We start from the raw sequence: 23,864 nt of genomic DNA on the forward strand, positions 1-23,864 counted from the left end.
TTGGCACGCTGTTGAGTTCTCAAGGTGCGGACGCTTCCTTTGTACTCACCCTCGCGGGCTTTCCTCCGGGCTTTTCCTTCGTTTCCGACTCTATCAGATCTTTCCGATCCGATTTCCTCGGTGCTTTCCGGTCCCGTTCGCTTTCGCTCCGGGCCCTTCCGGCGGTTCCGACTCTATCAGATCCTTTCGGCGTCTGATCCCCAGTCAGCGGGGTTTGTCTTTCCGNCCGGTCCCGTTCGCTTTCGCTCCGGGCCCTTCCGGCGGTTCCGACTCTATCAGATCCTTTCGGCGTCTGATCCCCAGTCAGCGGGGTTTGTCTTTCCGGCTGTTGGGCCGTTCCGACGAGTGAGACTTTAGCGAATTCCTGCCTCCGACGCTAATCGGGCGGCTTGCGTCCAGTCTTTCGAACGCGGATTCCTCATTTCGCAAAAACGCACGGAAAACCAGACGGCGCGGCAAAGCATCGTCAGCTTCTGTGGGTCTTGCGGAATGGTTGTCCGGGGCCGACCGGGGTCGGTGCTCACGTCGGACAACTCGGAGAACACTACGGTCCTGTTAATCCCGTGTCAACCCCGGGCCTCGGGCGTAGCCTCTCCGTATGACTACGCATGCGCACACCACCCAGTGGTGGGCCGCCTGACCGGCGGCCCACACTCGCGCATGTACCAAGCGGCCGCCGTCTCGGCGGCCGTTCGCGTATCCCCCTCCGGGAGCCGGGCCGTCGGGCCGGCGGCCCGTAGCTGAGGGAGAAGGAACGCGATGACGAGGATCTTCAGCGGGGTCAAGCCCACGGGGCATCTGACGCTGGGCAACTACCTCGGGGCCGTACGGCGGTGGGCCGAGGTCGATCAGTACCGGGCGGAGGCGCTGTTCAGCGTCGTGGACCTGCACGCGCTGACCGTGGAGCACGATCCGGGGCGGGTGCGGCGGCTCAGTCGGCAGGCGGCGACGCTGCTGCTTGCCACGGGGCTGGATCCGGAGGTCTGCACGCTGTTCGTGCAGAGCCATGTGGACGAGCACGCCAGGCTCTCCTACCTACTGGAGTGCACGGCCACGGACGGCGAGCTGCGGCGGATGATCCAGTACCGGGAGAAGAGCGTGTCGGCGCGGGCCGCGGGCGAGGGCGTGCGGCTGTCGTTGCTGACGTATCCGGTGCTGATGGCTGCGGACATCCTGGCGTACGGGACCGACGAGGTACCGGTGGGTGAGGACCAGACCCAGCACGTGGAGCTGACCCGGGACCTGGCGGTGCGGTTCAACCAGCGGTACGGGCACACCTTCACCGTGCCCCGGGCGACGCGGCCGGAGGTGGGTGCGCGCGTCATGGACCTTCAGGACCCCACGTCGAAGATGGGGAAGTCGCACGCGAACGGGGCCGGGATCGTCTATCTGCTGGACGACGCGGAGACCGTGCGGCGGAAAGTCATGCGGGCCGTGACGGACAGCGGGCAGGACGTGGAGTACGACCGGGACGTCAAGCCGGGGATCGCAAATCTGCTCGATCTGATGGCGGCCGCGACGGGTGGGAACCCGGAGGAGCTGGCCGGTGTATATCAATCGTACGGAGCGTTGAAGAAGGACACGGCGGACGCCGTCGTCGAGCTGCTGAGGCCCCTGCGGGAGCGTCATGCCGAGCTGGCGGCGGATCCGGGCCATGTGGATCAGGTGCTACGGGACGGGGCCGAGCGGGCCCGGGGGATGGCGCGGCCGTTGGTGGACCGGGCCTATCGCGCGATCGGGTTGTTGCCCGCCGGGTGACGGAAGGCGCTGCGGTAGTCGCGTGGGCTGGTGGCGAGGTGCGAGGCGAAGTGCTGGCGCATCGTGACCTCGCTGCCGAAGCCCGCGCGGCGGGCCACCTCGGGGAGCGGGTGGTCGGTGCGTTCGAGGAGTTTCTGTGCTGCGGCGACGCGCTGGGTGATGAGCCAGTGCAGGGGGGTGGTTCCGGTGGTGGCGTGGAAGTGGCGGGCGAAGGAGCGGGGGGACATGCCGGCGTGGGCCGCGAGGCCGGCGACGGTGTGGGGCTCGTCGAGGTGGGCGAGTGCGTGGGCGCGTACGGCGGCGAGGGCGTCGGCGTCGCGGTCGGCGCGTGGGGTGGGGTGCTCGATGAACTGGGCCTGGGTGCCGGTGCGGAAGGGGGCGGTGACCATGGAGCGGGCGACGGTGGCGGCGGCTTCGGCGCCGTGGGCGGTGCGGACGAGGTGGAGGCAGAGGTCGATACCGGCGGCTGTGCCGGCCGATGTCCAGATGCCGGTGTCCTCCACGAAGAGCGCGTCGGCCTCGACCTGGATCTCGGGGTGGCGGTCGGCGAGTGCCTGGGCCAGGTGCCAGTGGGTGACGGCCCTGCGGCCGTCGAGAAGTCCCGCGCGGGCGAGGACGAAGGCGCCGGCGCAGAGCGAGGCGACGGGGGTGCCCGCGGTGTGGGCGCGGCGGAGCGCTGCGAGGACTGGGGCCGGGAAGTCGGCGTCGGGGTCCTCGATGCCGGGGACGAGGACCAGGTCCGTGGCGGTGAGCTCGTCGAGCCAGGCGAGGGGGCGGTCGGGGGAGAGGGTGAGTCCGCCGCTGAGGGGGACGGGGGTGTGCGGGTCGGCGGCCACCCGGTGGAGTTCGAAGGGCGGGACGCCGCGGGGGGTGCGGTCGCTGCCCCAGACCTCGGTGATGACGGAGACGTCGAAGGCTCGGATGCCGGGGAAGGAGAGGAGGGCGATGCGCTGGGGGCGGGGTGCGGGGGTCGGCTCCACGGATGGCAGTAAACCATCGATCGCCGTCATTCCTCCCTCTGGGGAAGGGTGCCGTGCGGCGGCAGGATCGTCGGTATGGAGATCGCGGAGAACGCAGCGCTGGTGGTCATCGACGTGCAGAAGGGCTTCGAGGAGGAGTCCTGGGGGAAGCGGAACAATCCGGCCGCGGAGGAGAACATCGCGGCGCTGATCGACCTGTGGCAGGAGACGGGGCGGCCGGTCGCCTTCGTGCGGCACGACTCTTTGGAGGGTTCGCGGTCGCCGCTGCGGAAGGGGTACGTGGGGAACGACTTCAAGGAGTTCGTCGAGGAGCGACGGGGGAAGGGGGCCGGCCCCGAGCTGCTGGTGACGAAGTCGGTGAACTCGGCCTTCTACGGTGAGCCGTCGCTGGACGGGTGGCTGGCCGGGCTGGGTGTCGGGCAGATCGTGATCGTCGGGATCCAGACGAACATGTGCAACGAGACGACGGCCCGGATGGGCGGGAACCTCGGGTACGAGGTGGTGTTCCCGCTGGATGCGATGCACACGTTCGATCTGGAGGGGCCGTTCGGCTGGTCGCGGACGGCAGAGGAGCTCTCGCAGGCCACGGCGGTCTCGCTGCACGGGGGACGGTTCGCGAAGGTCGTGACCGTGCGGGATGTCGTGGAGGGAGCTTCGGCTTCCGCCGGGGTGCGGTGACCCCGGCGGGCAGGGAGCGTCAGCCGTTGCCGGAGGCGAGTTCGCGGCTGCGGTCGCGGGCGGCTTCGAGGGCGGCGATGAGGGCGGCCCGTACGCCGTGGTTCTCCAGCTCGCGGATGGCGCTGATGGTGGTGCCGGCGGGGGAGGTGACGGCCTCGCGGAGCTTTACGGGGTGCTCGCCGCTGTCGCGGAGCATCACGGCGGCGCCGATCGCGGCCTGGACGATGAGGTCGTGGGCCTGGGCGCGGGGCAGGCCGAGGAGGATGCCGGCGTCGGTCATGGCCTCGACGAGGAAGTAGAAGTAGGCCGGGCCCGAGCCGGAGAGGGCGGTGGCCGCGTCCTGCTGGGACTCGGGGACGCGGAGGGTCTTGCCGACGCCGCCGAAGATCTCCTCGGTGTGGGCGAGGTGCGCGGGGGTGGCGTGGCTGCCGCCGGAGATGACGGACATGCCTTCGTCGACGAGGACGGGGGTGTTGGGCATGACGCGGACGACGGGGGTGCCGGCGGTGAGGCGGTCCTCGATGAAGGAGGTGGGGATGCCGGCGGCGGCGCTGATGACGAGGCGGTCGGCGGCGACGTGGGGGGCGAGCTCGTCGAGGAGGCGGCCCATGTCCTGGGGCTTGACGGCCAGGATGAGGGTGTCGGCGCGCTTGGCGGCCTCGGCGTTGGTGACGGCCTCGACGCCGTAGCGGGTGTGGAGTTCCTCGGCTCGTTCGCTGCGGCGGGCGGTGACGAGGAGGTTCGCGGGGCGCCAGCCGGCGCGGATCATGCCGCTGAGGAGCGCTTCACCGATCTTGCCGGTGCCGAGGACTGCGACGGTCTGGGTCATGGCTCTGTTCACCTCGCCGGAGGGGGGTACGTGTCGTCATCCTTTCACCGGCGGGGTGGGTGGTGTGCGGATGTCCGAGGGGCGGTCATGCCGTGCGGCGGCGGAGGGTGGCGGCGCCGAGGGCGAGGACGAGGACCGCGCAGCCTGCGACGACGAGGGCGTCGCGGACGAAGTCGCCGGTGATCTCGGGGTGGCGGAGGACTTCGTTCATGCCGTCGACGGCGTACGACATGGGCAGGACGTCGGAGATCGCTTCGAGGGCGGGGGCCATCCGGTCGCGCGGGGTGAAGAGTCCGCAGAGGAGGAGCTGGGGGAAGATCACGGCCGGCATGAACTGGACGGCCTGGAACTCCGAGGCGGCGAAGGCGGAGACGAAGAGGCCGAGGGCGGTGCCGAGGAGGGCGTCGAGGAGGGCGACCAGGAGGAGGAGCCAGGGGGAGCCGATGACGTCGAGGCCGAGGAACCAGACGGCGAGGCCGGTGGCCAGGGCGGACTGGATGACGGCGAGGAGGCCGAAGGCGAGGGCGTAGCCGGCGATGAGGTCGCCCTTGCCGAGGGGCATGGCGAGGAGGCGTTCGAGGGTGCCGGAGGTGCGTTCCCTGAGGGTGGCGATGGAGGTCACCAGGAACATCGTGATGAGCGGGAAGATGCCGAGGAGGGAGGCGCCGATGTTGTCGAAGGTGCCCGGGCTGCCGTCGAACACGTACCGGAGCAGGAAGAGCATCAGGCAGGGGACGAGGAGCATCAGGGCGATCGAGCGGGGGTCGTGGCGCAGCTGACGCAGGACGCGGGCGGCGGTGGCGAGGGTGCGGGCGCTGTTCATGAGCGGGGCTCCTCGGGGGCGTGTCCTGTGCCGGGGTGGGCGGCTCGGGCGGCGGCCGCGTCGACGAGGTGGAGGAAGGCCTCTTCGACGGTGGCGGTGTCGTTGCGGTGGCGGAGGGCTTCGGGGGTGTCCTCGGCGAGGATCTCGCCCTCGCGCATGAGGAGGAGGCGGTGGCAGCGTTCGGCCTCGTCCATGACGTGGGAGGAGACGAGGAGCGTCGTCCCGCGGTCGGCGGCGATCTGGTGGAAGAGGTTCCACAGGTCGCGGCGGAGGACGGGGTCGAGTCCGACGGTGGGTTCGTCGAGGACGAGGAGTTCGGGGGTGCCGAGGAGGGCGACGGCGAGGGAGACGCGGCTGCGCTGGCCGCCGGAGAGCCGGCCGGCGAGGGCGTCGGCGTGTGAGGTGAGGTCGACGTCGGTGATGGCCCGGTCGACGGCGGTGCGGCGGTCGTGGCGGTGGGCGCGGCCGGGGTAGAGGACGGCGGCGAAGTAGTCGAGGTTCTGGCGGACGGTGAGGTCGTCGTAGACCGAGGGGTCCTGGGTGACGTAGCCGATGCGGGAGCGGAGGTCGGGGTCTCCCGCGGGGCGGCCGAGGACCTGGAGGGTGCCGCCGACCTTGGCCTGGGTGCCGACGATCGCGCGCATGAGGGTGGTCTTGCCGCAGCCGGAGGGACCGAGGAGGCCGGTGATGCGGCCGGCCGGGACGGTGAAGTCGAGGCCTCGGAGGACGGTGCGCTCGCCGCGGACGGCGGTGAGGGAGTGCGCGGTGACGGCGGCGGCGGTGTCGGTCGTGTTGTCGGCTGCGTGGGCCGGTTCGGTCGCGCCCGTCGCACCCGTCGGGTAATTCACCATGTGATGAATAGTGCTCCTGGGGGTGCCGGCCGTCAAGCATCCGGACAGGGTGACGGGGGGCGGGGTGCGGCTACTTGCGCTTGGGCTTCTTGCGGGCGGCAGGGTTGCCCGTGCGGGTGCCGCGGCGCTTCTCGTACTGGGCGCGGGACGTCTCGTACTCCGTGCGGCGCAGCTTCTCGCCGGGCGCCTCGGTGAAGCAGCGGAGGAAGTAGGCGAGGAGCGAGCCGATGAAGCCGATCGCCTTCAGGCTGCGCAGCGACTCCTCACGGCCGGGGTCGGTGGGCCGCCGGGTGAAGCCCTCCCAGGTCTTGCGGAAGGCGATGGCGCTGCAGACCGCGAACATGACGACGACCAGCATGTTCACGAAGCCGCCGATGTCCGCGATCTCCAGGCCCTGGTAGGCGAAGCGCAGCACGAAGCAGGCCGCGACGGCGGCGGCCAGCGAGCCGGCGGCCACGCCGACGCGGCGCAGCGCGTAGTGCCCGGTGTGGTCGACCCAGGTCGTGCCGAAGAAACGGATCTCCTCGGGCTGCGGGCCGCCCGCCGTCGCGCTGGGGGTCTGCTCCGTACCGGGGGTCTGCTCTTCGTCGCTCACGAGGTCGATTATCCCCGGAGCGGCGGAGGAGGGCCTCAGGCGCAGCGCGGTGCGACGTAGCCGTCGCTGCCGGTCTGCACGTAGGAGTCGGAGATGTACTCGCCCGGGGCGATGTTGTCCCAGAGGTTGGTGGTGCCGTACGGGCCGTTGATCCATTCGCCGGGCTTCTGGCAGTAGATCGGCACCGTGGAGCCGGCGGCGAGCGACCGGACGATCGAGTACTGGGTGCTCGGGCCCGAGCGCACGTTGACCCGGTAGCCCGGGGCGAGCGCGTACCGCTTCACCGCACTCGCCGTCGTCGCCAGGACGTCCGCCGACGCCGTCGGGTCCGCAGTGGCCTGCTTGTCTTCGGTTCCCATCGTGTCCTCCCCCATTGGCGCAAAAAAGCGCTACGCCGAGTTTCACTCTCTGCGACGCGCAGGCTAGCAAGCCCCTCCGACATCGCGGGCACCATGGACTAGGCTCCGTCGGGTCGCGCACGCGCGCGATGTGACGGGGAATCACACGGGGGTGGGCGATGCCACCGTTGCGCAGTACCGGTGCCGACCGGGATGCGGAGGGGCCCGAGTACGCGGGCGACTACCGCCTCCAGGCGTGTCTGGGGTCCGGCGGCATGGGAGTCGTCCACCTCGCCGCCTCGGCCTCCGGCCTGCGGCTCGCGGTCAAGGTCGTGCACGCTCGGTATGCGGAGGACCCCGAGTTCAGGGCTCGTTTCCGCCAGGAGGTCGCGGCCGCCCGGCGGGTGAGCGGGGCCTTCACGGCGCCGGTCGTCGACGCCGACCCCGATGCCGTACGCCCCTGGATGGCCACGCTGTACGTGCCCGGGCCGACCCTCGCCGACCAGGTGAAGCGGAACGGTCCCCTGTCCCCCGCCGAGCTGCGCCGGCTCACCGCCGGGCTCGCGGAGGCGCTGCGCGACATCCACCGCGCCGGGGTCGTGCACCGGGACCTCAAGCCCAGCAACGTCCTGCTCACCGACACCGGCCCCAAGGTCATCGACTTCGGCATCTCCCGGCCCGTCGACAGCGACCTGCACACCGAGACCGGCAAGCTCATCGGCTCGCCGCCCTTCATGGCACCGGAGCAGTTCCAGCGGCCGCGCGAGGTCGGGCCCGCGGCGGACGTCTTCGCGCTGGGCTCGGTCCTCGTGCACGCGGCGACCGGACACGGCCCGTTCGACTCCGACAGCCCGTACATCGTGGCCTACCAGGTCGTCCACGACGAGCCGGATCTGACGGGCGTCCCGGAGGAGCTGGCGCCGCTCGTGGCGCGCTGCCTCTCCAAGGATCCCGCCGGGCGGCCGACCCCCGCCGAGATCATGTCGGGGCTGCTGCCGCCCTCGTACGAGGCGGAGGCCTTCATACCGGCGCAGCGGCGGCGGCCCACCCTCCCGGAGAGCAAGCCCGGCGCCTCCCCCGCCTGGGACGCGGACACCCGGGTCCGGGCGACCACCGTGGCTCCCCCGCGCCGCCGGCGGCCGCGGATCCGGCCGCGGCTGACCGCCGCCCTCGCCGCCGTGCTCGCGCTGACCGGCGCCGGGCTGTACGGGGCACTGAGCACGCCCGCCGACGGCAGGCCGGAGACGCCGACCCGCCCGGACGAGGTGGCCACGGCCTTCGCGGGCTGGCGGACGTCGCTCCAGGAGCGGGGCCCCACGGCCGCCCCGGCCTGCGCGCACGGCGGCGGCGCGCTGTATTGCGTGGCCCGGGGCGTCGGGATCGCCCGGCTCGACCCCGTCACGGGGAAGGTCCTCTGGTCGCGGACGACACCCATCGACTCGGAGACCCCGACGGCCCCCGCCCTCCTGGCCGACGGCCTCGTCGGCGCCGCCGCGCCCACGGGCCCGCTGCGGGCGTACGCGGTCGGGGGCGGCGCCCCCGGCTGGAGCGCCGGCGAGACCGAGGGCGCGCCCGAGCTGTACCGGGCGGCCGGCAGCGCCGTGCTCCTGTCCGACGGGCGGGGCGGGCTCCGGGCCCTCGACAGCGTCAGCGGGAAGGAGCTCTGGCGGCACGGCCTGACCGGTTTCGCGGTCCCGCAGCTCGGTGCCTACGACGCTCCTTCCGGGCTGCTGTCCGTCGCCGAGCCCTCGGCGGACGGGTCGACCACGCGGGTCGGCACGGTCCGTCCCCGGACCGGCGAGGTCGTCTGGCAGCGGAACCTGGAGGGCGAGCTCGCCCCGCTGGGCCGCACCGGCGACGGATCGCTCGTCCTCGCCGACCACTACCAGGACCCGCTGATCGACGGTCTGGTCCTGGTGGGCCCCGACGGCTCGGCCGACTCCGTGCGGCGACTGTCCCTGCCCCACCGGATCGACGTCAGGGGCGTCGCGGTACGCGGCTCGGTCGTCCACATCCTCGACGCGAACGGGCACCTCACCGCCTTCGACACCGCGGCGGCGAAGGGGCGTGTGGTGTGGGAGCTGGAGACGGGCGCCGGAAACGTCTCCGTACCGGTCCTCGGGGGCGACGACCGCCTCTACTTCTCGGTCCAGGACGGGCGGCTGCTCGCCGTCAACACCCAGCGCGGGGCGCTCATCGGCCAGACCCGGCCGCGCCTGCGGAACGGGCGGCTCGGCTACGCGCCCATGGTTCCCGAGCCGCTGGTCGCCGGGGACCGGGTCTTCGGGACGGCGCCCGACGGGTCCGTCTTCGCGGTCGACGCGCGCGAGCCCGAGTCCTGGTGAGCGAGTGCTCGAAGAAGTGAAGAAGTGAAGAAGTGAAGAAGTGATTCCTTGAAGACATGACGGCGGGGAGCGGGCCTGGTGCCCGCTCCCCGCCGTCCTGCGTCCGGTGGGCTCAGCCCAGCTTCGACACGTCCCGGACCGCGCCCTTGTCCGCGCTCGTCGCCATCGCCGCGTACGCCCGCAGCGCCGCCGACACCTTGCGCTCGCGGTTCTTCGGCGCGTACACGCCGTTCAGGGCCTCGCGGCGGGCCGCCAGGGTGGCCTCGTCGACGAGGAGCTCGATCGAGCGGCTCGGGATGTCGATGCGGATCCGGTCGCCGTCCTCGACGAGGGCGATCGTGCCGCCCGAGGCCGCCTCCGGGGAGGCGTGGCCGATGGACAGGCCCGACGTGCCGCCGGAGAAGCGGCCGTCCGTCACCAGCGCGCAGGTCTTGCCCAGGCCCCGGCCCTTGAGGAAGGAGGTGGGGTAGAGCATCTCCTGCATGCCCGGGCCGCCGCGCGGACCCTCGTAGCGGATGACGACCACGTCGCCGTCGGTGACCTGCTTGTTCAGGATCTTCTCGACGGCCTCGTCCTGCGACTCGCAGACCACGGCCGGGCCCTCGAAGGTCCAGATCGACTCGTCGACGCCGGCCGTCTTCACGACGCAGCCGTCCACGGCCAGGTTGCCGCGCAGGACCGCGAGGCCGCCGTCCTTCGAGTACGCGTGGGCCGCGTCGCGGATGCAGCCGCCGGCCGCGTCCACGTCCAGCGCCTCCCAGCGCTCGGACTGCGAGAAGGCGGTCGCGGAGCGGACGCAGCCCGGGGCCGCGTGGAACAGCTCGACGGCCTCCTCCGACGGGGAGCCGCCGCGGACGTCCCAGGCGTCCAGCCACTCCTTGATGGAGCGGGAGTGGACGGAGTGGACGTCCTCGTTGAGGAGGCCCGCGCGGTAGAGCTCACCGAGGATGGCCGGGATGCCGCCCGCCCGGTGCACGTCCTCCATGTAGTACGTGCGGTCCTTGGCGACGTTCGGCGCGACCTTGGCCAGGCAGGGCACCCGGCGCGAGACCTCGTCCATGTCGGAGAGGCCGTAGTCGAGCTCGGCCTCCTGCGCGGCGGCCAGCAGGTGGAGGATCGTGTTGGTCGAGCCGCCCATGGCGATGTCGAGCGCCATCGCGTTCTCGAAGGCGGCGCGGGTCGCGACCGAGCGCGGCAGGACGGAGGCGTCGTCCTCGTCGTAGTACCGGCGGGTGATGTCGACGACCGTGCGCGCGGCGTTCTCGTACAGCGCCTTGCGGCCGGTGTGGGTGGCGAGCAGCGAGCCGTTGCCGGGGAGGGAGAGGCCGATGGCCTCGGTCAGGCAGTTCATCGAGTTGGCGGTGAACATGCCGGAACAGGACCCGCAGGTCGGACAGGCGTTCTCCTCGATCCGGAGCATGTCCTCGTCCGAGATCTTGGGGTTCACGGCGTCGGACATCGCGTCGACCAGGTCGAGCGTGCGGACGGTGCCGTCGACCAGGACCGCGCGGCCGGACTCCATCGGACCACCGGAGACGAAGACCGTCGGGATGTTGAGGCGCAGGGCGGCCATCAGCATGCCGGGGGTGATCTTGTCGCAGTTGGAGATGCAGATCAGGGCGTCGGCGCAGTGCGCCTCGACCATGTACTCCACGCTGTCCGCGATCAGGTCGCGGGACGGCAGGCTGTAGAGCATGCCGCCGTGGCCCATCGCGATGCCGTCGTCGACGGCGATCGTGTTGAACTCGCGGGCGATGCCACCGGCGGCCGTGATGGCCTCGGAGACGATCCGGCCGACCGGCTGGAGGTGGGTGTGGCCGGGGACGAACTCCGTGAAGGAGTTGGCGACCGCGATGATCGGCTTCCGCCCGATGTCCGCGCCCGGTACACCGGAGGCGCGCATAAGGGCGCGTGCGCCCGCCATGTTGCGGCCGTGGGTGACTGTGCGGGACCTCAGCTCGGGCATCGTCGCTCGCTCCTCGTGATGGGTGTGCTTGCCTTCGAGCGTACGCCGACGCTCCAAGATCTGGACAGGGTGTCCGCATCGCGGACGGGGTGTTCAGCTTTCGGTCAGTGGACCTTGTCAGCCTTCGGTCAGGTACCGCTGGAGCGTCGGGGCCACTTGGGCCACGATCTCCTCCGGGTCGGCCGAGGCCAGCGGCTCGACCTCGATCACGTACCGCAGGATCACGATCCCGATCATGTGGGACGCGGCGAGCTCCGCGCGGAAGCTCGGGTCGGGTACGTCGAGTTCGGCCGCGATCCGCTCCAGGAGACGGCGGAGCACGAAGGTCCGCAGCACCTTGGCCGCAGCCTCGTGGGTCAGCGCGGAGCGGACGATCGCGAGGAGCGGGGCGCGGCTGACGGGGTTCTCCCACACGCCGATGAAGAAGCGCGCGAGCCGCTCGCCGATGGCATCGCGCGGGCCTCCCAGGATCGCCGGGACGACGAGCGCCGGCTCGAAGGAGACCTCGATCGCCGCGGCGAAGACCTCGTCCTTCGTACCGAAGTAGTGGTGCACGAGCGCCGGGTCGACCCCGGCGGCCTTGGCGATGCCGCGGACCGAGGCCTTGTCGTACCCGCGCTCGGCGAACTGCGTGCGGGCCGCCTCCAGGATGCGTTCGCGCGCGCCCGGTCCGCTCTCCTCGCCGGTACGGGACGGGCGGCCGCGCCGGCGCGGGGCCGGTTCGGTCATGGGCGCGGGACCCGGGTGGGGCGGCCCGCGGCGGACGCGAGGTGGAGACGGGTGAAGGCCAGGGCCTCGGCGAGGTCGGCCTCGCGTTCGGCGGCTGACATCGCGCGGCGGGTGTTGACCTCGATGACGACGTGGCCGTCGAAGCCGGTGAGCGCGAGCCGCTCCAGGAGTTCGGCGCACGGCTGCGTGCCGCGCCCCGGGACCAGGTGCTCGTCCTTGGCGGAGCCCTTGCCGTCGGCGAGGTGGACGTGGCCGAGGCGGTCGCCCATGCGGTCGATCATCGCGAGGGCGTCTGTGCGGGCGGTCGCGGTGTGCGAGAGGTCGACGGTGAAGTGCCGGTAGTCGTCCTTCGTGACGTCCCACTCAGGGGCGTACGCGAGCATCTCGCGGTCCTTGTACCGCCACGGGTACATGTTCTCGACGGCGAACCGGACGTCCGTCTCGTCCGCCATCCGCCAGATGCCGGTGACGAAGTCCTTGGCGTACTGCCGCTGCCAGCGGAACGGCGGGTGCACGACGACCGTCGACGCGCCGAGCTTCTCGGCCGCCGCCTGCGCGCGCTGGAGCTTGACCCACGGATCGGTGGACCAGACGCGCTGGGTGATGAGGAGACAGGGGGCGTGCACGGCCAGGATCGGGACCTGGTGGTAGTCGGAGAGGCGGCGCAGCGCCTCGATGTCCTGGCTGACCGGGTCGGTCCACACCATGACCTCGACACCGTCGTACCCGAGGCGCGCGGCGATCTCGAAGGCCGTCGCCGTCGACTCCGGATAGACCGAGGCCGTCGACAGGGCGACCTTCGCATCCGGGATGCGCACCACTGGTTCTGCCACCCCGACAGGGTACGGGGCGGGCCGGGGGCCCGGGAGGTGCTTCCGGTCACGCGGGGCGGCGTCCACCGGCGTGGTGGGGTGCACGCGCGCGCGTGCACCCCCTCCGGGGCAACCCCCGGGACTACTCCACCGGCAGGTGGTCCAGGCGGCGCAGGATCACGCCCTCGCGCAGCGCCCACGGACAGATCTCCAGCTCCTCCACGCCGAGCAGGTCCATCGCGCCCTCCGCGACGAGCGCGCCCGCGAGGAGCTGCGGGGCGCGGCCCTCCGAGACGCCCGGCAGGGCCGCGCGCTCGGGGACGGTCATCGCGGCGAGGCGCGGGACCCACTCCTCCAGGGACTTGCGGGACAGCACGCGCTGGACGTAGAGGCCGTCCCCCGAGCCGGGCGCGCCGGCGATCCGGGCGAGCTGCTTGAAGGTCTTGGAGGTGGCCACGACGTGGTCGGGGCGGCCGAAGCGGCTGAACTCGCCGACCGTACGGGCGATCTGCGCGCGGACGTGCCGGCGCAGTGCCTTCACGTCGGCGGTGTCGGCCGGGTCGCCGGGCAGCCAGCCCGAGGTGAGCCGGCCCGCGCCGAGGGGCAGGGAGACCGCCGTGTCCGGGTCCTCGTCGATGCCGTACGCGACTTCGAGGGAGCCGCCGCCGATGTCGAGGAGGAGCAGCTTGCCGGCGGACCAGCCGAACCAGCGTCGGGCGGCGAGGAAGGTGAGCCGGGCCTCCTCGTCGCCGGTGAGGACCTGGAGGTCGACGCCGGTCTCGTCCTTGACCTTGGCGAGGACGGCGTCGGCGTTGGTCGCCTCCCGCACCGCGGAGGTCGCGAACGGCAGCACCTCCTCGCAGCCCTTGTCCTCGGCGGCCAGGAGCGCGTCCCGGACGGTCGCGATGAGCCGCTCGACGCCGTCGGGCGCGATCGAGCCCCGCTCGTCGAGCAGCTCGGCGAGCCGCAGCTCCGCCTTGTGGGAGTGGGCGGGCAGGGGGCGGGCGCCGGGGTGGGCGTCCACCACCAGCAGGTGCACTGTGTTCGAACCGACGTCGAGGACTCCGAGTCTCATGGGCGGAACGCTACTGCTCCGACCCGCATACGCTTGGTGTTGTGCCAAAGACGAAGAAGGCGAAGCCGGGCGAAACCAGCGGCGGCGAGACGGGTGTGAAGGCCGACAAGGCCCACAAGGCCGGTAAGGCAGTGAAGGGCGTCACGAAGCGGGGCAAGGGCGTGGAGCCGGACGAGAAGGGGCTGGATTTCGCGCGGGCGTGGGTCGAGTTTCCCGACCCGGCCGACGCCGAGCAGGTGTTCCGCTGCGACCTGACCTGGCTGACCTCGCGCTGGACGTGCATCTTCGGCAGCGGCTGCCAGGGGATCCAGGCGGGCCGGGCCGACGACGGCTGCTGCACGCTGGGCGCGCACTTCTCCGATGACGACGACGAGAAGCGGGTCGCGTCGCACGTGGCCCGGCTCACGCCGGAGCTGTGGCAGTTCCACGACGTCGGTACGGACTCGGGCTGGGTGCAACTCGACGAGGACGGCGACCGGCAGACCCGCCGCTGGGAGGGGTCCTGCATCTTCCAGAACCGTCCCGGTTTCGCGGGCGGCGCGGGCTGCTCGCTGCACATCCTGGCCCTCAAGGAGGGCAAGGAGCCGCTGGAGACCAAGCCGGACGTGTGCTGGCAGCTGCCGGTGCGCCGGACGTACGACTGGATCGAGCGGCCCGACGACACCAAGGTCCTCCAGGTGTCGATCGGCGAGTACGACCGCCGGGGCTGGGGTCCGGGCGGCCACGACCTGCACTGGTGGTGCACCTCGGCCACCTCGGCGCACGGGGCCGGCGAGCCCGTCTACGTCACGTACCGGCCGGAGCTGACCGAGATGATGGGCCAGGAGGCGTACGACGTCCTGGTCGGGCTGTGCGAGGCGCGGCTGGCCTCGCAGCTGCCGCTGGTGGCGCCGCACCCTGCGGACCCGGTCTCGTAAGGACGTCCCCCTTCTGATCAGGGCCCGGACGGCGGCGGATCGTCCGTCGTCGGCGGGGGCGTGCCCGGGTCCGTCGTGCCCGGGTCCGTCGTGCCCGGGTCGGTCGTCGGCGGAGGTGTGGTCGGCTCCGTCGTCGGCGGAGGTGTGGTCGGCTCGGTCGTCGGCGGGGGCATGGTCGGCTCGGTCGTCGGCGGCGGAGTCGTCGGCTCCGTCGTCGGCGGTGATGTCGGTGGTGTCGTGGGGGGCGTGGTCGGCTCGGTCGTCGGCGGAGTCGTCGGCTCCGTGGTGGGTGGCGACGTCGGCGGGCTCGTCGGCGGCGTGGTCGGGTCGGTCGTCGTCGGTGGCGGCGTGCCCGGCTGCGTGACCTGCGGCGGGGCCGTCTGCCCCTGCCCGTTGATCCTGACGACCGCGCCCGAGGGGTTCACGCCGACGCGGGCGCTCCACGCGCCCGAGGGCTCGCGCCCGTGGTCGACGCGTACGACGATCGTGACCGTCTCGCCGGGGCGGAGCGTGCCGGAGGCCCGGGTCACGTACAGCCAGGGGGCGTCCGTCCACAGGGACCAGGCGACGGGCGAGCCGCCGTCGGCGGTGAGCGTGAGCATCGTGAGGTCGCCGCTGCTCCGCGCGCCGACCGTGAGCCAGCCGGGGGCGGGCTCGCCGGGCCGGGAGGGACCCGCGGGGCCCGTGGGGCCGCCGGGGCTGACGACCTCGACCGAGACGTCGGGGGCACGGCTGCCGCGGGTGAAGCGGGGCTCGGGGGTGGTGCGGGCGTTGCCCGCGTTCTCGTAGCGGTCGTACGGGCGGCCGTCCGCGTCCACCGGTTCGTCCGCCTCGCGCGCGCTGATCCTGGTCCCGTCCCTGCCGCCCTCGTCGGCCACCGGCGCGCCGCGGTACGAGGTCCACAGGGCGAGGACCGGGGCGGCCACGACGGCCGCGACGACGGTGGTCGTCACCGCGCGGGCCCGCAGCCGGTCGCGGCGGGCCGTGTGGTCCTTCGGGTCCAGGGGGAAGCCGGTCGGCGCGAAGCGCGGGGCACCGGCACGCGCGCGCGGGACGTGCAGCATCGCCATGTACGCGGCGGCCCGGGGCGCCTCGACGAGCGGCAGGCGGTCCGGCGGGAGGGACCCGGCGCCGGGCCAGGGGCCGGTGGCGCCCACCCGCTCGGCGGCCCTGCGGCAGCGGGGGCAGTCGTCGACGTGCCGGACGAGTTCGGCGCGGAGGGCGGCGGAGAGGAGCACCCGGTGGTCACCGGTGAGCCGGGCGACGGTGGGGCAGCTGCCGGTCTCGACGACGGCGAGGGCGGCGCGGGTCCGCTCGACCTCGCAGGCGGCCGTGGCGAGGAGTTCGCGGGCGGCGAGCGGGTCGAGGGAGAGCACGGCGGCGACCTGGCGGTGGCTCAGGCCGTGCCGGACGGCGAGCTCCAGGGCCTCGCGCTGCTCGGGGGTGGTGCCGGCGGCCTCGGGCCAGGCGAGGCGGGCCAGTTCGGCGCGGCGGCGCTCGGCGGTCTCCTCGGAGACCGGGGGCGGCTCGGGCGCGGTGACGGCGGGGCGGCCGGTGTGGGCGCCCTGGCGCTTGCGGCGCTGCTCGCCGAGGCTGCGCAGGCAGGCCCAGCGGGCGAGCGCGTACAGCCAGGCCGTACGGCCCTCCTCGTCGGAGGGGCAGCGGCCGTGGTGGCGCTCGGCGACGGCGAGGACGTCGCCGAGGACCGCGGTGGCCGTGTCGTGCTCGCAGAGCACGGAGAGGCAGTACGTGTAGAGGCCGTCGAGGGCGGCCTCGTAGCGGGCGGGGGGCCGCTGGCCGAGCGTGCGCGGTCCCTGCTCCGCGGCGCCGCGGAGCGCCCGGTGTGCGCCGGTGGTGCGTGTGGGGGGATCCAGCCTGCTGCTCGTCACGGGGCGACCGTAGGCAGGGCGGGAGGCACTCTTCGTACCGGTTGAACACTTCTCATTCTTACGGGTGAAGCTATCGCTCGAAGGGGGACAGGAACCTCACATTCCGTCACTCGAAAGGGGAGGGGCGCGGGCCTGACCCTCGCTGTCAGTGGGGGCGGCTACGGTGTGGACCATGGCTGCCCGTACGAAAACCGCCAAGGACCGGCCGTCCTACCGCTGCACCGAGTGCGGATGGCAGACGGCCAAGTGGCTCGGCCGCTGCCCCGAGTGCCAGGCCTGGGGGACGGTGGAGGAGTACGGCGCGCCCGCGGTGCGGACGACCGCGGCCGGCCGGGTCTCCACCGCCGCCCTCCCCATCGGGCAGGTCGACGGCCGGCAGGCGACCGCCCGCTCGACCGGCGTCGACGAGCTGGACCGGGTCCTCGGCGGGGGCCTGGTGCCCGGCGCCGTCGTGCTGCTCGCCGGCGAGCCCGGCGTCGGCAAGTCCACGCTCCTGCTCGACGTGGCGGCCAAGGCGGCGAGCGACGAGCACCGCACGCTGTACGTCACGGGCGAGGAGTCCGCGAGCCAGGTCCGGCTGCGCGCCGACCGGATCAACGCCCTCAGCGACCACCTCTACCTGGCGGCCGAGACCGATCTGTCGGCCGTCCTCGGCCACCTCGACGCCGTGAAGCCCTCGCTGCTGATCATGGACTCGGTGCAGACCGTCGCCTCCCCCGAGATCGACGGCGCACCCGGCGGCATGGCGCAGGTCCGCGAGGTCGCCGGAGCCCTCATCCGGGCCTCCAAGGAGCGGGGCATGTCCACGCTCCTCGTCGGCCACGTCACCAAGGACGGCGCCATCGCGGGGCCCCGGCTCCTGGAGCACCTGGTCGACGTCGTCCTGAGTTTCGAGGGCGACCGGCACGCGCGGCTGCGGCTGGTCCGGGGCGTGAAGAACCGGTACGGGGCGACCGACGAGGTCGGCTGCTTCGAGCTGCACGACGAGGGCATCACGGGCCTGGCCGATCCGTCCGGGCTCTTCCTGACCCGGCGTGACGTGGCCGTGCCGGGCACCTGTCTGACGGTCACCCTGGAGGGCCGCCGGCCGCTCGTCGCCGAGGTGCAGTCGCTGACCGTGGACTCCCAGATCCCCTCCCCGCGCCGGACCGTCTCCGGCCTGGAGACCTCCCGGGTCTCGATGATGCTGGCGGTCCTGGAGCAGCGGGGCCGGATCAGCGCGCTGGGGAAGCGGGACATCTACAGCGCGACCGTGGGCGGCGTGAAGCTCTCCGAGCCCGCCGCCGACCTGGCGATCGCGCTCGCCCTCGCCTCCGCGGCGAGCGACACCCCGCTGCCGAAGAACCTGGTCGCGATCGGCGAGGTCGGGCTCGCGGGCGAGGTCCGCCGGGTGACGGGCGTCCAGCGCCGGCTGGCCGAGGCGCACCGGCTGGGCTTCACGCACGCGCTGGTCCCGCCGGACCCGGGCAAGGTCCCGGCCGGCATGAAGGTGACAGAGGTCGCCGACATGGGCGACGCCCTGCGCGTCCTGCCGCGCGGCCGCCGCGCGCCCCGCGCGGAGGGCGCGAAGGGCGCGAAGGGCGCGGAGGGGTAGACAAGGGATGCTGAGGGGTAGGCGAGGGGGCACAACGGGGTCCCTCGCGGGCCTTCCGGCGCACCCTTGACCGGCGCGCGGCGGAGGGTGGCGGGGTGGTGTCGCTAGACTTTGCCCTGGTCTCGCCCATCCGTACGAGCCGGAGGAGTGCAGTGGCAGCGAAGGACGGGGCAACAGCTCCCGGGAAGTCCGGCGCGGGCTCCGGCAATGAAGCGCTGATGCGTGCCGCCCTCAGCGCGGTCGCCCCTGGCACCGCACTGCGCGACGGCCTGGAGCGGATCCTCCGGGGGAACACCGGCGGTCTCATCGTGCTCGGCCTGGACAAAACGGTCGATTCGATGTGCACCGGCGGCTTCGTGCTGGACGTCGAGTTCGCCGCGACGCGCCTGCGCGAGCTGTGCAAGCTCGACGGCGCGCTGGTCCTCGACAAGGACATCACCAAGATCCACCGCGCCGGTGTGCAGCTGGTCCCGGACGCCTCCATCCCCACCGAGGAGACCGGCACCCGCCACCGCACGGCGGACCGGGTCTCCAAGCAGTGCAACTTCCCGGTCGTCTCCGTCTCGCAGTCGATGCACCTGATCGCGCTGTACGTGAACGGTGAGCGCCGGGTCCTGGAGGAGTCGGCCGCGATCCTCTCCCGCGCCAACCAGGCGCTCGCGACCCTGGAGCGGTACAAGCTCCGGCTCGACGAGGTGGCCGGCACGCTCTCCGCCCTGGAGATCGAGGACCTGGTGACGGTCCGGGACGTCACCGCCGTCGCCCAGCGACTGGAGATGGTGCGCCGGATCGCCACCGAGATCGCGGAGTACGTGGTCGAGCTCGGCACCGACGGACGGCTCCTGTCGCTCCAGCTCGACGAGCTGATCGCGGGCGTGGAGCCGGAGCGCGAGCTGGTGGTCCGGGACTACGTGCCCGAGCCGACGGCCAAGCGCTCGCGGACGGTCGCCGAGGCGCTCACCGAGCTCGACGCGCTCAGCCACACCGAGCTGCTCGAACTTCCCGTCGTGGCGAGGGCGCTGGGCTACAGCGGCTCGCCCGAGACCCTCGACTCGGCCGTCTCGCCGCGCGGCTACCGGCTCCTCGCGAAGGTGCCGCGGCTGCCTGGCGCGATCATCGAGCGGCTCGTGGAGCACTTCGGCGGGCTGCAGAAGCTCCTCGCGGCGAGTGTCGACGACCTCCAGACCGTCGACGGCGTCGGCGAGGCCCGCGCCCGCAGCGTCCGCGAGGGCCTCTCGCGGCTGGCGGAGTCGTCGATCCTGGAGCGGTACGTCTGATCCCGCGGCCGGGCCCGTGTCGTACGGGCCCGGAACCGGCTCTTAGTCCTTGGCCAGCGTGAACGAGGCCGGGGGCACCTTCGCGCCCGCCATCGTGGCCTCCACCAGGTAGGTGCCGGGGCCGGCCTGGCCCGCCGGGGCGGTGGCGCACCGGGGCGCGCTGCGCCCGCGGTCCCATTCCACGGTGTGGGTGACCGTGGCCCCCGCGGGGACGCTCAGCAGGAGCGGGTTGCCGGGGCGCGGGCAGTCGTCGGAGGCCCAGACCGCGTCGGCCTGCTTGTCGCTGATCGTCAGAACCGCGCTGCGCGGCCCGAAGTCGGCCTTGCAGCCGGCCTTCGAGGTGTTCTTGGCGACGAGGTGGAAGCGGGGCTTCTCTCCCGCCTCGTAGGAGAGCTTGGCGCTGCGCAGGGTCAACTGGAGTGCTCCGGCAGGGCAGTTCGGGAGCGGAGAATTGGCCGGAACCTGCTGTCCCGCGCCGGTGCCCGCGCCACCGTCGCCGCCCGCGCCGTCGGTGTCGCCGTTCTTGCCGGTGCCACCGGTGCCGCCCGCGCCCGCGTCCGTACCGCCGTCGGTGCCCGAACCGGAGCCCGCGCCCGCGTCCGTACCGGACCCGGCGGAGCCGCCGCCGTCACCGCCGTCACCGCCGCTGCCGCCGTCGCCCGACGTCTCGCCGGATTCGTCCGACTCGTCGCGGCCGCCGGGCTGTTGGCTGATGGCCGGACCGGTGCCGGAGGGGCCGGGGGTGATCGAAGGGGGTGTGGGCGACGAGCCGTTGGCGGCGTCGTTCGCCTTCTTCCCGCCGCCGTCACCCGAGCTGACGGCCCAGACGGCGAGCAGGGCGAGAACCGCCACCAGGCACAGCGCGACCGCCCTCCGTCGCCAGTAGATGGTGGAGGGAAGCGGCCCGACCGGATTGCGCAAAGATCCCACGACCCGAACCTTACGAGAGATCCGGCCCAACTCCCGCCCCACCCGCCGCCCCAGGCAACAAGTTTTGCCGATGATCACATCCGTCCGGGCCGGGAACTTTTCCGGAACAGGCCTGAAGCGGTGGGGAATCGCCGGGATCCGGCGGGCCCCCCACTTTCGTCGGGGGTCGCTCTGGCCGTTGGCCCGGGGCGGCGAGCCCCGAATTCCGGTTAGCGTCATCCACCATGGACTCCCTCCTCGACCTCTCCGATCGGCTCTACCTCGACGTCGCCGACTTCGCCCACTCCACCCCGCACTGGTTCCAGTGGCTGGCGGAGGTGTGGACCGAGGCAGGACTGCTGCTCTTCGGCGTGCTGTTCCTGGCCGGCTGGTGGCGCTCCCGTGACGGATCGAGCCGGCTGATGGCGCTCGCGCTGCTCGCCCCGCTCGCCACCGCCTTCGGTTACGTGGTGAGCGAGGCGCTGAAGTCGCTGGTCGACGAGGAACGGCCGTGCCGCGCGGTCGTCGGGGCGCCGGCCGCGCTCGTGGAGTGCCCGCCGTACGGCGACTGGTCCTTCCCGAGCAACCACTCGGCCATCGCGGGCGCCGCCGCCATCGCGCTCGCCCTGTCCTGGCGCGGGATGGTCTGGCTGACCGTGCCCATGGCGCTGCTCATGGCGTTCTCCCGGGTCTTCGTCGGCGTGCACTACCCGCACGACGTGACCGTCGGCCTGCTGCTCGGCGCCCTGGTCGCCTTCGTCGTCATGCGGGCCGCGGAGCGGCCGGTGCGGTCGCTCGTGGAGACGGCCAGGTCGAGCCGGAGCTCGGCCGTCGTGTGGTGCGCGGGGCGCGGCCCCAGGGCGCACGCGGCGGCGCACTCCGTTGCGCACGCCTCCACGCACGCCGACCGGTCCGAGCGCGCGCGCCACGGCGCGCGCTGATCGCGCCGCGGACGTGCCAGGATCGGGGTGCCATGACTTCCATCGACACTCCCCCCGGTCCCACGGCCCCCGTACCTCCTTCTCTCCCCCCGGAGCTGCACGGGCCCGTCCTCGCCTGGTTCGACCGGCACGCCCGTGACCTGCCCTGGCGCCGCCCCGAGGCCGGAGCCTGGGGGGTGATGGTCAGCGAGTTCATGCTCCAGCAGACCCCCGTCGTCCGGGTCCTGCCGGTGTACGAGCAGTGGCTCGCGCGCTGGCCTCGCCCGGCCGACCTGGCCGCGGAGGCCCCCGGCGAGGCGGTGCGCGCCTGGGGCAGGCTCGGCTATCCGCGCCGGGCCCTGCGCCTCCACGCGGCGGCGACGGCCATAACGGAACGGCACCGCGGCGACGTCCCGCGCGACCACGGGCAGCTGCTCGCGCTGCCCGGGATCGGCGAGTACACGGCGGCCGCGGTGGCCTCCTTCGCCTACGGGCAGCGGCACGCGGTCCTGGACACCAATGTGCGCCGGGTCTTCGCGCGGGCGGCGACCGGCGTCCAGTACCCGCCGAACGCGACCACGGCCGCCGAGCGCCGGCTCGCCCGGGCGCTGCTCCCGGAGGACGAGGCGACGGCCTCCCGCTGGGCCGCGGCCTCGATGGAGCTGGGCGCGCTGGTGTGCACGGCGCGGAACGAGGACTGCGGGCGCTGCCCGATCGCCGAGCGCTGCGCCTGGCAGCTGGCGGGGAAGCCGGCGCACGACGGCCCGCCGCGGCGCGGTCAGACGTACGCGGGCACGGACCGGCAGGTGCGGGGCCGGCTCCTCGCCGTACTGCGCGAATCGACGGATCCGGTCGGCCAGGACGCCCTGGACGCGGTGTGGGACGAGCCGATGCAGCGGACCAGGGCCCTGGACGGCCTGGTCGCGGACGGTCTGGTCGAGCCGCTGGAGGACGGGCGCTACCGCCTGCCGCTCTCCTGACGCGGTCGCCGCCAAACCTCTTCCGTTCCCGCTGTTACACAACCGATGGGTAGCCGTGCGTCCACCGACGGCTGCCCCGCACAACCCCGTGACAACTCCTCCGTAGCGTCGTCCACGACACGAGGAAATGGCTGGTCACGGGGATGGAGGCGGTTCGGATGAGGCACGGAGAGGTGCTCGACTTCGAGGAGTACGTACGCACGCGGCAGGACGCGCTGCTGCGGAGTGCCCGTCGTCTCGTCCCCGACCCGGTCGACGCCCAGGACCTCCTCCAGACCGCGCTGGCGCGGACGTACGGCCGCTGGGACGGCATCGCCGACAAGTCCCTCGCCGACGCCTACCTGCGCCGGGTCATGATCAACACCCGTACCGAGTGGTGGCGCTCCCGCAAGCTCGAAGAGGTGCCCACCGAGCAGCTTCCCGACGCGAGCGTCGACGACCCGACCGAGCAGCACGCCGACCGGGCCCTCCTCATGGACATCCTGAAGGTCCTCGCCCCGAAGCAGCGCAGCGTCGTCGTCCTGCGTCACTGGGAGCAGATGAGCACGGAGGAGACGGCGGCGGCGCTCGGGATGTCGACGGGTACGGTGAAGTCGACGCTCCACCGCGCGCTGGCCCGGCTCCGCCAGGAGCTGGAGAGCCGCGACCTCGACGCCCGCGCCCTGGGCCGGACGGGAGAGCGGACGGCAGTACGAGGTGACGAAGGGGGGCGGGGGCGGTGCGCGGCCTAGACGCCGAATCCGACGACGGTAGAGAAGCCGGATCCGACGACGGCGGAGAACACGGCGGCGGAGTGCACGGCGGCAGAGAACACGGCCGTGGAGTGCACGGCGGCGGGACGAGCGGCGACGACCGGTACGGCACCGGGCGGCGCCGCCCGCACCGTACGGCCAAGGCGGCGAGCATCACGGCGGTGGCCGGGCTCGTCGCCGTCGGGCTGTCCATGGCCGCCTGCTCCACCGGCGGCACGGGCTCCCGCGACGAGGGCGCTGCCCGCGTCGACGAGACCGCGGCGGCGGCGCCCAGCCCCTCCTCCCCCGCCGCCCCGAGCGGTCCGCAGTCCGCCGAGCGGGTGGATCCGATCGCGCTGCTCAAGGCCGACCCGAAGATCGGCGAGCGGCTCAAGGACGATCTGAAGCCGTGCGTCGCGGACGCCTATCCGGTGGACGCCTCCTACGGCAATCTCACGGGCAGCGCCGCTCCCGACGTCGTCGTCAACGTGATGACCTGCGGTGATGCGGTCGGCATCGGCACGTACGTCTACCGGAAGCAGAGCAACCGGTACGAGAACGTGTTCATGGCGGAGGACGCCGCGGTCTACGCCACGATCGACCGGGGCGACCTGGTCGTCACCAAGCAGGTGTACGCGAAGGGCGACCCGGTCGCGTATCCCTCGGGCGAGGACGTGATCACGTACCGCTGGTCGGGGAACAGGTTCACCCAGCACGACTGGGTGCACAACGACTACAGCCGCGCCGTCGGGGACGGCGAGGCCGCCGTGGAGCCGGCGCCGAGCGAGCCCTCCCCGAGCTGAGGCGCCCGCCGCACCCCGACCACCGCACGACCGAGCACCGGCAGAGAACCCCGAAGGGCGCGCAC

General features: G+C 72.8%; 22 protein-coding genes. 10 read left to right on the top strand and 12 right to left on the bottom strand.

The genetic code is table 11. The features are described from left to right. The first annotated feature begins 759 nt into the window (after positions 1-759). Positions 760-1,758 (top strand): tryptophan--tRNA ligase, encoded by a 999-nt coding sequence (gene trpS, locus ASC82_RS25425; protein WP_056652579.1) that lies wholly within the window; start codon positions 760-762, stop codon positions 1,756-1,758. Here trpS and ASC82_RS25430 read toward each other — a convergent pair. Further along, entirely contained in the window at positions 1,725-2,768 is a 1,044-nt protein-coding gene (locus tag ASC82_RS25430; RefSeq protein WP_056652582.1) for a helix-turn-helix domain-containing protein, read from the bottom strand. The genes trpS and ASC82_RS25430 overlap by 34 nt on opposite strands. Before the next feature lie 45 nt (positions 2,769-2,813). Here ASC82_RS25430 and ASC82_RS25435 point away from each other — a divergent pair, with 45 nt between their 5' ends. After that, the gene (locus ASC82_RS25435) at positions 2,814-3,416 is read left to right on the top strand and encodes a cysteine hydrolase family protein (protein ID WP_056652585.1); all 603 of its coding nucleotides are present in this window, start codon (positions 2,814-2,816) and stop codon (positions 3,414-3,416) included. Positions 3,417-3,435: 19 nt separating this feature from the next. Here the strand turns inward: ASC82_RS25435 and proC are convergent, their stop codons facing one another. From proC to ASC82_RS25460, 5 genes are all read right to left on the bottom strand, one after another. Further along, positions 3,436-4,245: a pyrroline-5-carboxylate reductase gene (proC, locus tag ASC82_RS25440; protein ID WP_056652587.1), complete on the bottom strand. Its 810-nt coding sequence runs from the start codon at positions 4,243-4,245 to the stop codon at positions 3,436-3,438. 85 nt (positions 4,246-4,330) lie between these two features. Continuing rightward, positions 4,331-5,068, bottom strand: coding sequence for an ABC transporter permease (locus ASC82_RS25445; RefSeq protein ID WP_056652590.1), 738 nt, complete (start codon positions 5,066-5,068; stop codon positions 4,331-4,333). Continuing rightward, complete coding sequence (locus ASC82_RS25450; protein ID WP_056652592.1) at positions 5,065-5,919, bottom strand: ABC transporter ATP-binding protein; 855 nt, start codon at positions 5,917-5,919, stop codon at positions 5,065-5,067. Before ASC82_RS25450 ends, ASC82_RS25445 begins: the two co-directional genes overlap by 4 nt. Positions 5,920-5,989: 70 nt before the next feature. After that, the gene (locus ASC82_RS25455; RefSeq protein WP_056652596.1) at positions 5,990-6,514 is read right to left on the bottom strand and encodes a hypothetical protein; all 525 of its coding nucleotides are present in this window, start codon (positions 6,512-6,514) and stop codon (positions 5,990-5,992) included. A 35-nt stretch (positions 6,515-6,549) separates the two neighbouring features. Beyond that, entirely contained in the window at positions 6,550-6,873 is a 324-nt protein-coding gene (locus tag ASC82_RS25460) for an SH3 domain-containing protein (protein ID WP_199862609.1), read from the bottom strand. A gap of 158 nt (positions 6,874-7,031) precedes the next feature. Between ASC82_RS25460 and ASC82_RS25465 the strand changes: the two genes are divergently transcribed. After that, positions 7,032-9,197 (top strand): serine/threonine-protein kinase, encoded by a 2,166-nt coding sequence (locus ASC82_RS25465; protein WP_056652603.1) that lies wholly within the window; start codon positions 7,032-7,034, stop codon positions 9,195-9,197. Between the two features lie 112 nt (positions 9,198-9,309). Here the strand turns inward: ASC82_RS25465 and ilvD are convergent, their stop codons facing one another. The 4 genes from ilvD to ASC82_RS25485 form a co-directional block, all read right to left on the bottom strand. Continuing rightward, the gene (gene ilvD, locus ASC82_RS25470) at positions 9,310-11,163 is read right to left on the bottom strand and encodes a dihydroxy-acid dehydratase (protein WP_056652605.1); all 1,854 of its coding nucleotides are present in this window, start codon (positions 11,161-11,163) and stop codon (positions 9,310-9,312) included. A gap of 117 nt (positions 11,164-11,280) precedes the next feature. Next, positions 11,281-11,892 carry a TetR family transcriptional regulator gene (locus ASC82_RS25475; RefSeq protein WP_056652608.1) on the bottom strand — a complete coding sequence of 204 codons (612 nt, stop codon included), beginning with the start codon at positions 11,890-11,892 and terminating at the stop codon, positions 11,281-11,283. Continuing rightward, positions 11,889-12,725 carry a sugar phosphate isomerase/epimerase gene (locus ASC82_RS25480; protein ID WP_079039541.1) on the bottom strand — a complete coding sequence of 279 codons (837 nt, stop codon included), beginning with the start codon at positions 12,723-12,725 and terminating at the stop codon, positions 11,889-11,891. Before ASC82_RS25480 ends, ASC82_RS25475 begins: the two co-directional genes overlap by 4 nt. A 121-nt stretch (positions 12,726-12,846) precedes the next feature. Then, positions 12,847-13,779 (bottom strand): Ppx/GppA phosphatase family protein, encoded by a 933-nt coding sequence (locus tag ASC82_RS25485; RefSeq protein WP_079039475.1) that lies wholly within the window; start codon positions 13,777-13,779, stop codon positions 12,847-12,849. Positions 13,780-13,820: 41 nt separating this feature from the next. On the opposite strand from ASC82_RS25485, the gene ASC82_RS25490 reads away from it, so the two are divergent. Continuing rightward, positions 13,821-14,696, top strand: a complete 876-nt coding sequence (locus ASC82_RS25490) for a hypothetical protein (RefSeq protein WP_056652613.1) — start codon at positions 13,821-13,823, stop codon at positions 14,694-14,696. 17 nt (positions 14,697-14,713) lie between these two features. On the opposite strand, the gene ASC82_RS25495 is transcribed toward ASC82_RS25490, so the two are convergent. Next, on the bottom strand, positions 14,714-16,585 hold the full coding sequence (locus ASC82_RS25495; protein ID WP_056652616.1) for a sigma-70 family RNA polymerase sigma factor: 1,872 nt from the start codon (positions 16,583-16,585) through the stop codon (positions 14,714-14,716). 172 nt (positions 16,586-16,757) lie between these two features. Here ASC82_RS25495 and radA point away from each other — a divergent pair, with 172 nt between their 5' ends. Both radA and disA read left to right on the top strand, forming a co-directional pair. Next, positions 16,758-18,179, top strand: coding sequence for a DNA repair protein RadA (gene radA / locus ASC82_RS25500; protein ID WP_056652619.1), 1,422 nt, complete (start codon positions 16,758-16,760; stop codon positions 18,177-18,179). A 152-nt stretch (positions 18,180-18,331) separates the two neighbouring features. Then, positions 18,332-19,456 carry a DNA integrity scanning diadenylate cyclase DisA gene (gene disA, locus ASC82_RS25505; protein ID WP_056652622.1) on the top strand — a complete coding sequence of 375 codons (1,125 nt, stop codon included), beginning with the start codon at positions 18,332-18,334 and terminating at the stop codon, positions 19,454-19,456. A gap of 42 nt (positions 19,457-19,498) precedes the next feature. On the opposite strand, the gene ASC82_RS25510 is transcribed toward disA, so the two are convergent. Continuing rightward, entirely contained in the window at positions 19,499-20,386 is an 888-nt protein-coding gene (locus ASC82_RS25510; RefSeq protein WP_079039476.1) for a hypothetical protein, read from the bottom strand. A gap of 224 nt (positions 20,387-20,610) precedes the next feature. Between ASC82_RS25510 and ASC82_RS25515 the strand changes: the two genes are divergently transcribed. The 4 genes from ASC82_RS25515 to ASC82_RS25530 all read left to right on the top strand — a co-directional run bounded on the left by ASC82_RS25515 (position 20,611) and on the right by ASC82_RS25530 (position 23,799). After that, positions 20,611-21,306: a phosphatase PAP2 family protein gene (locus tag ASC82_RS25515; RefSeq protein ID WP_056652625.1), complete on the top strand. Its 696-nt coding sequence runs from the start codon at positions 20,611-20,613 to the stop codon at positions 21,304-21,306. Positions 21,307-21,338: 32 nt separating this feature from the next. Continuing rightward, positions 21,339-22,265 carry an A/G-specific adenine glycosylase gene (locus ASC82_RS25520; protein ID WP_242427779.1) on the top strand — a complete coding sequence of 309 codons (927 nt, stop codon included), beginning with the start codon at positions 21,339-21,341 and terminating at the stop codon, positions 22,263-22,265. Between the two features lie 158 nt (positions 22,266-22,423). Beyond that, positions 22,424-22,996, top strand: a complete 573-nt coding sequence (locus ASC82_RS25525) for a SigE family RNA polymerase sigma factor (RefSeq protein WP_056652628.1) — start codon at positions 22,424-22,426, stop codon at positions 22,994-22,996. Positions 22,997-23,208: 212 nt separating this feature from the next. Continuing rightward, positions 23,209-23,799, top strand: a complete 591-nt coding sequence (locus ASC82_RS25530; RefSeq protein WP_242427815.1) for a hypothetical protein — start codon at positions 23,209-23,211, stop codon at positions 23,797-23,799. Positions 23,800-23,864: the final 65 nt, after the last annotated feature.

This window comes from Streptomyces sp. Root431 (genome assembly GCF_001426585.1).
In the GTDB taxonomy this organism is placed as follows: Bacteria; Actinomycetota; Actinomycetes; order Streptomycetales; family Streptomycetaceae; genus Streptomyces; species Streptomyces stackebrandtii.

Excerpts from the sequence above, each read along its gene's own strand:
- trpS (WP_056652579.1), top strand. The coding sequence starts at position 760 with ATGACGAGGATCTTCAGCGGGGTCAAGCCCACGGGGCATCTGACGCTG.
- ASC82_RS25430 (WP_056652582.1), bottom strand. The coding sequence starts at position 2,768 with ATGACGGCGATCGATGGTTTACTGCCATCCGTGGAGCCGACCCCCGCA.
- ASC82_RS25435 (WP_056652585.1), top strand. The coding sequence starts at position 2,814 with ATGGAGATCGCGGAGAACGCAGCGCTGGTGGTCATCGACGTGCAGAAG.
- proC (WP_056652587.1), bottom strand. The coding sequence starts at position 4,245 with ATGACCCAGACCGTCGCAGTCCTCGGCACCGGCAAGATCGGTGAAGCG.
- ASC82_RS25445 (WP_056652590.1), bottom strand. The coding sequence starts at position 5,068 with ATGAACAGCGCCCGCACCCTCGCCACCGCCGCCCGCGTCCTGCGTCAG.
- ASC82_RS25450 (WP_056652592.1), bottom strand. The coding sequence starts at position 5,919 with ATGGTGAATTACCCGACGGGTGCGACGGGCGCGACCGAACCGGCCCAC.
- ASC82_RS25460 (WP_199862609.1), bottom strand. The coding sequence starts at position 6,873 with ATGGGAACCGAAGACAAGCAGGCCACTGCGGACCCGACGGCGTCGGCG.
- ASC82_RS25465 (WP_056652603.1), top strand. The coding sequence starts at position 7,032 with ATGCCACCGTTGCGCAGTACCGGTGCCGACCGGGATGCGGAGGGGCCC.
- ilvD (WP_056652605.1), bottom strand. The coding sequence starts at position 11,163 with ATGCCCGAGCTGAGGTCCCGCACAGTCACCCACGGCCGCAACATGGCG.
- ASC82_RS25475 (WP_056652608.1), bottom strand. The coding sequence starts at position 11,892 with ATGACCGAACCGGCCCCGCGCCGGCGCGGCCGCCCGTCCCGTACCGGC.
- ASC82_RS25485 (WP_079039475.1), bottom strand. The coding sequence starts at position 13,779 with ATGAGACTCGGAGTCCTCGACGTCGGTTCGAACACAGTGCACCTGCTG.
- radA (WP_056652619.1), top strand. The coding sequence starts at position 16,758 with ATGGCTGCCCGTACGAAAACCGCCAAGGACCGGCCGTCCTACCGCTGC.
- ASC82_RS25515 (WP_056652625.1), top strand. The coding sequence starts at position 20,611 with ATGGACTCCCTCCTCGACCTCTCCGATCGGCTCTACCTCGACGTCGCC.
- ASC82_RS25520 (WP_242427779.1), top strand. The coding sequence starts at position 21,339 with ATGACTTCCATCGACACTCCCCCCGGTCCCACGGCCCCCGTACCTCCT.
- ASC82_RS25525 (WP_056652628.1), top strand. The coding sequence starts at position 22,424 with ATGAGGCACGGAGAGGTGCTCGACTTCGAGGAGTACGTACGCACGCGG.
- ASC82_RS25530 (WP_242427815.1), top strand. The coding sequence starts at position 23,209 with ATGGCCGCCTGCTCCACCGGCGGCACGGGCTCCCGCGACGAGGGCGCT.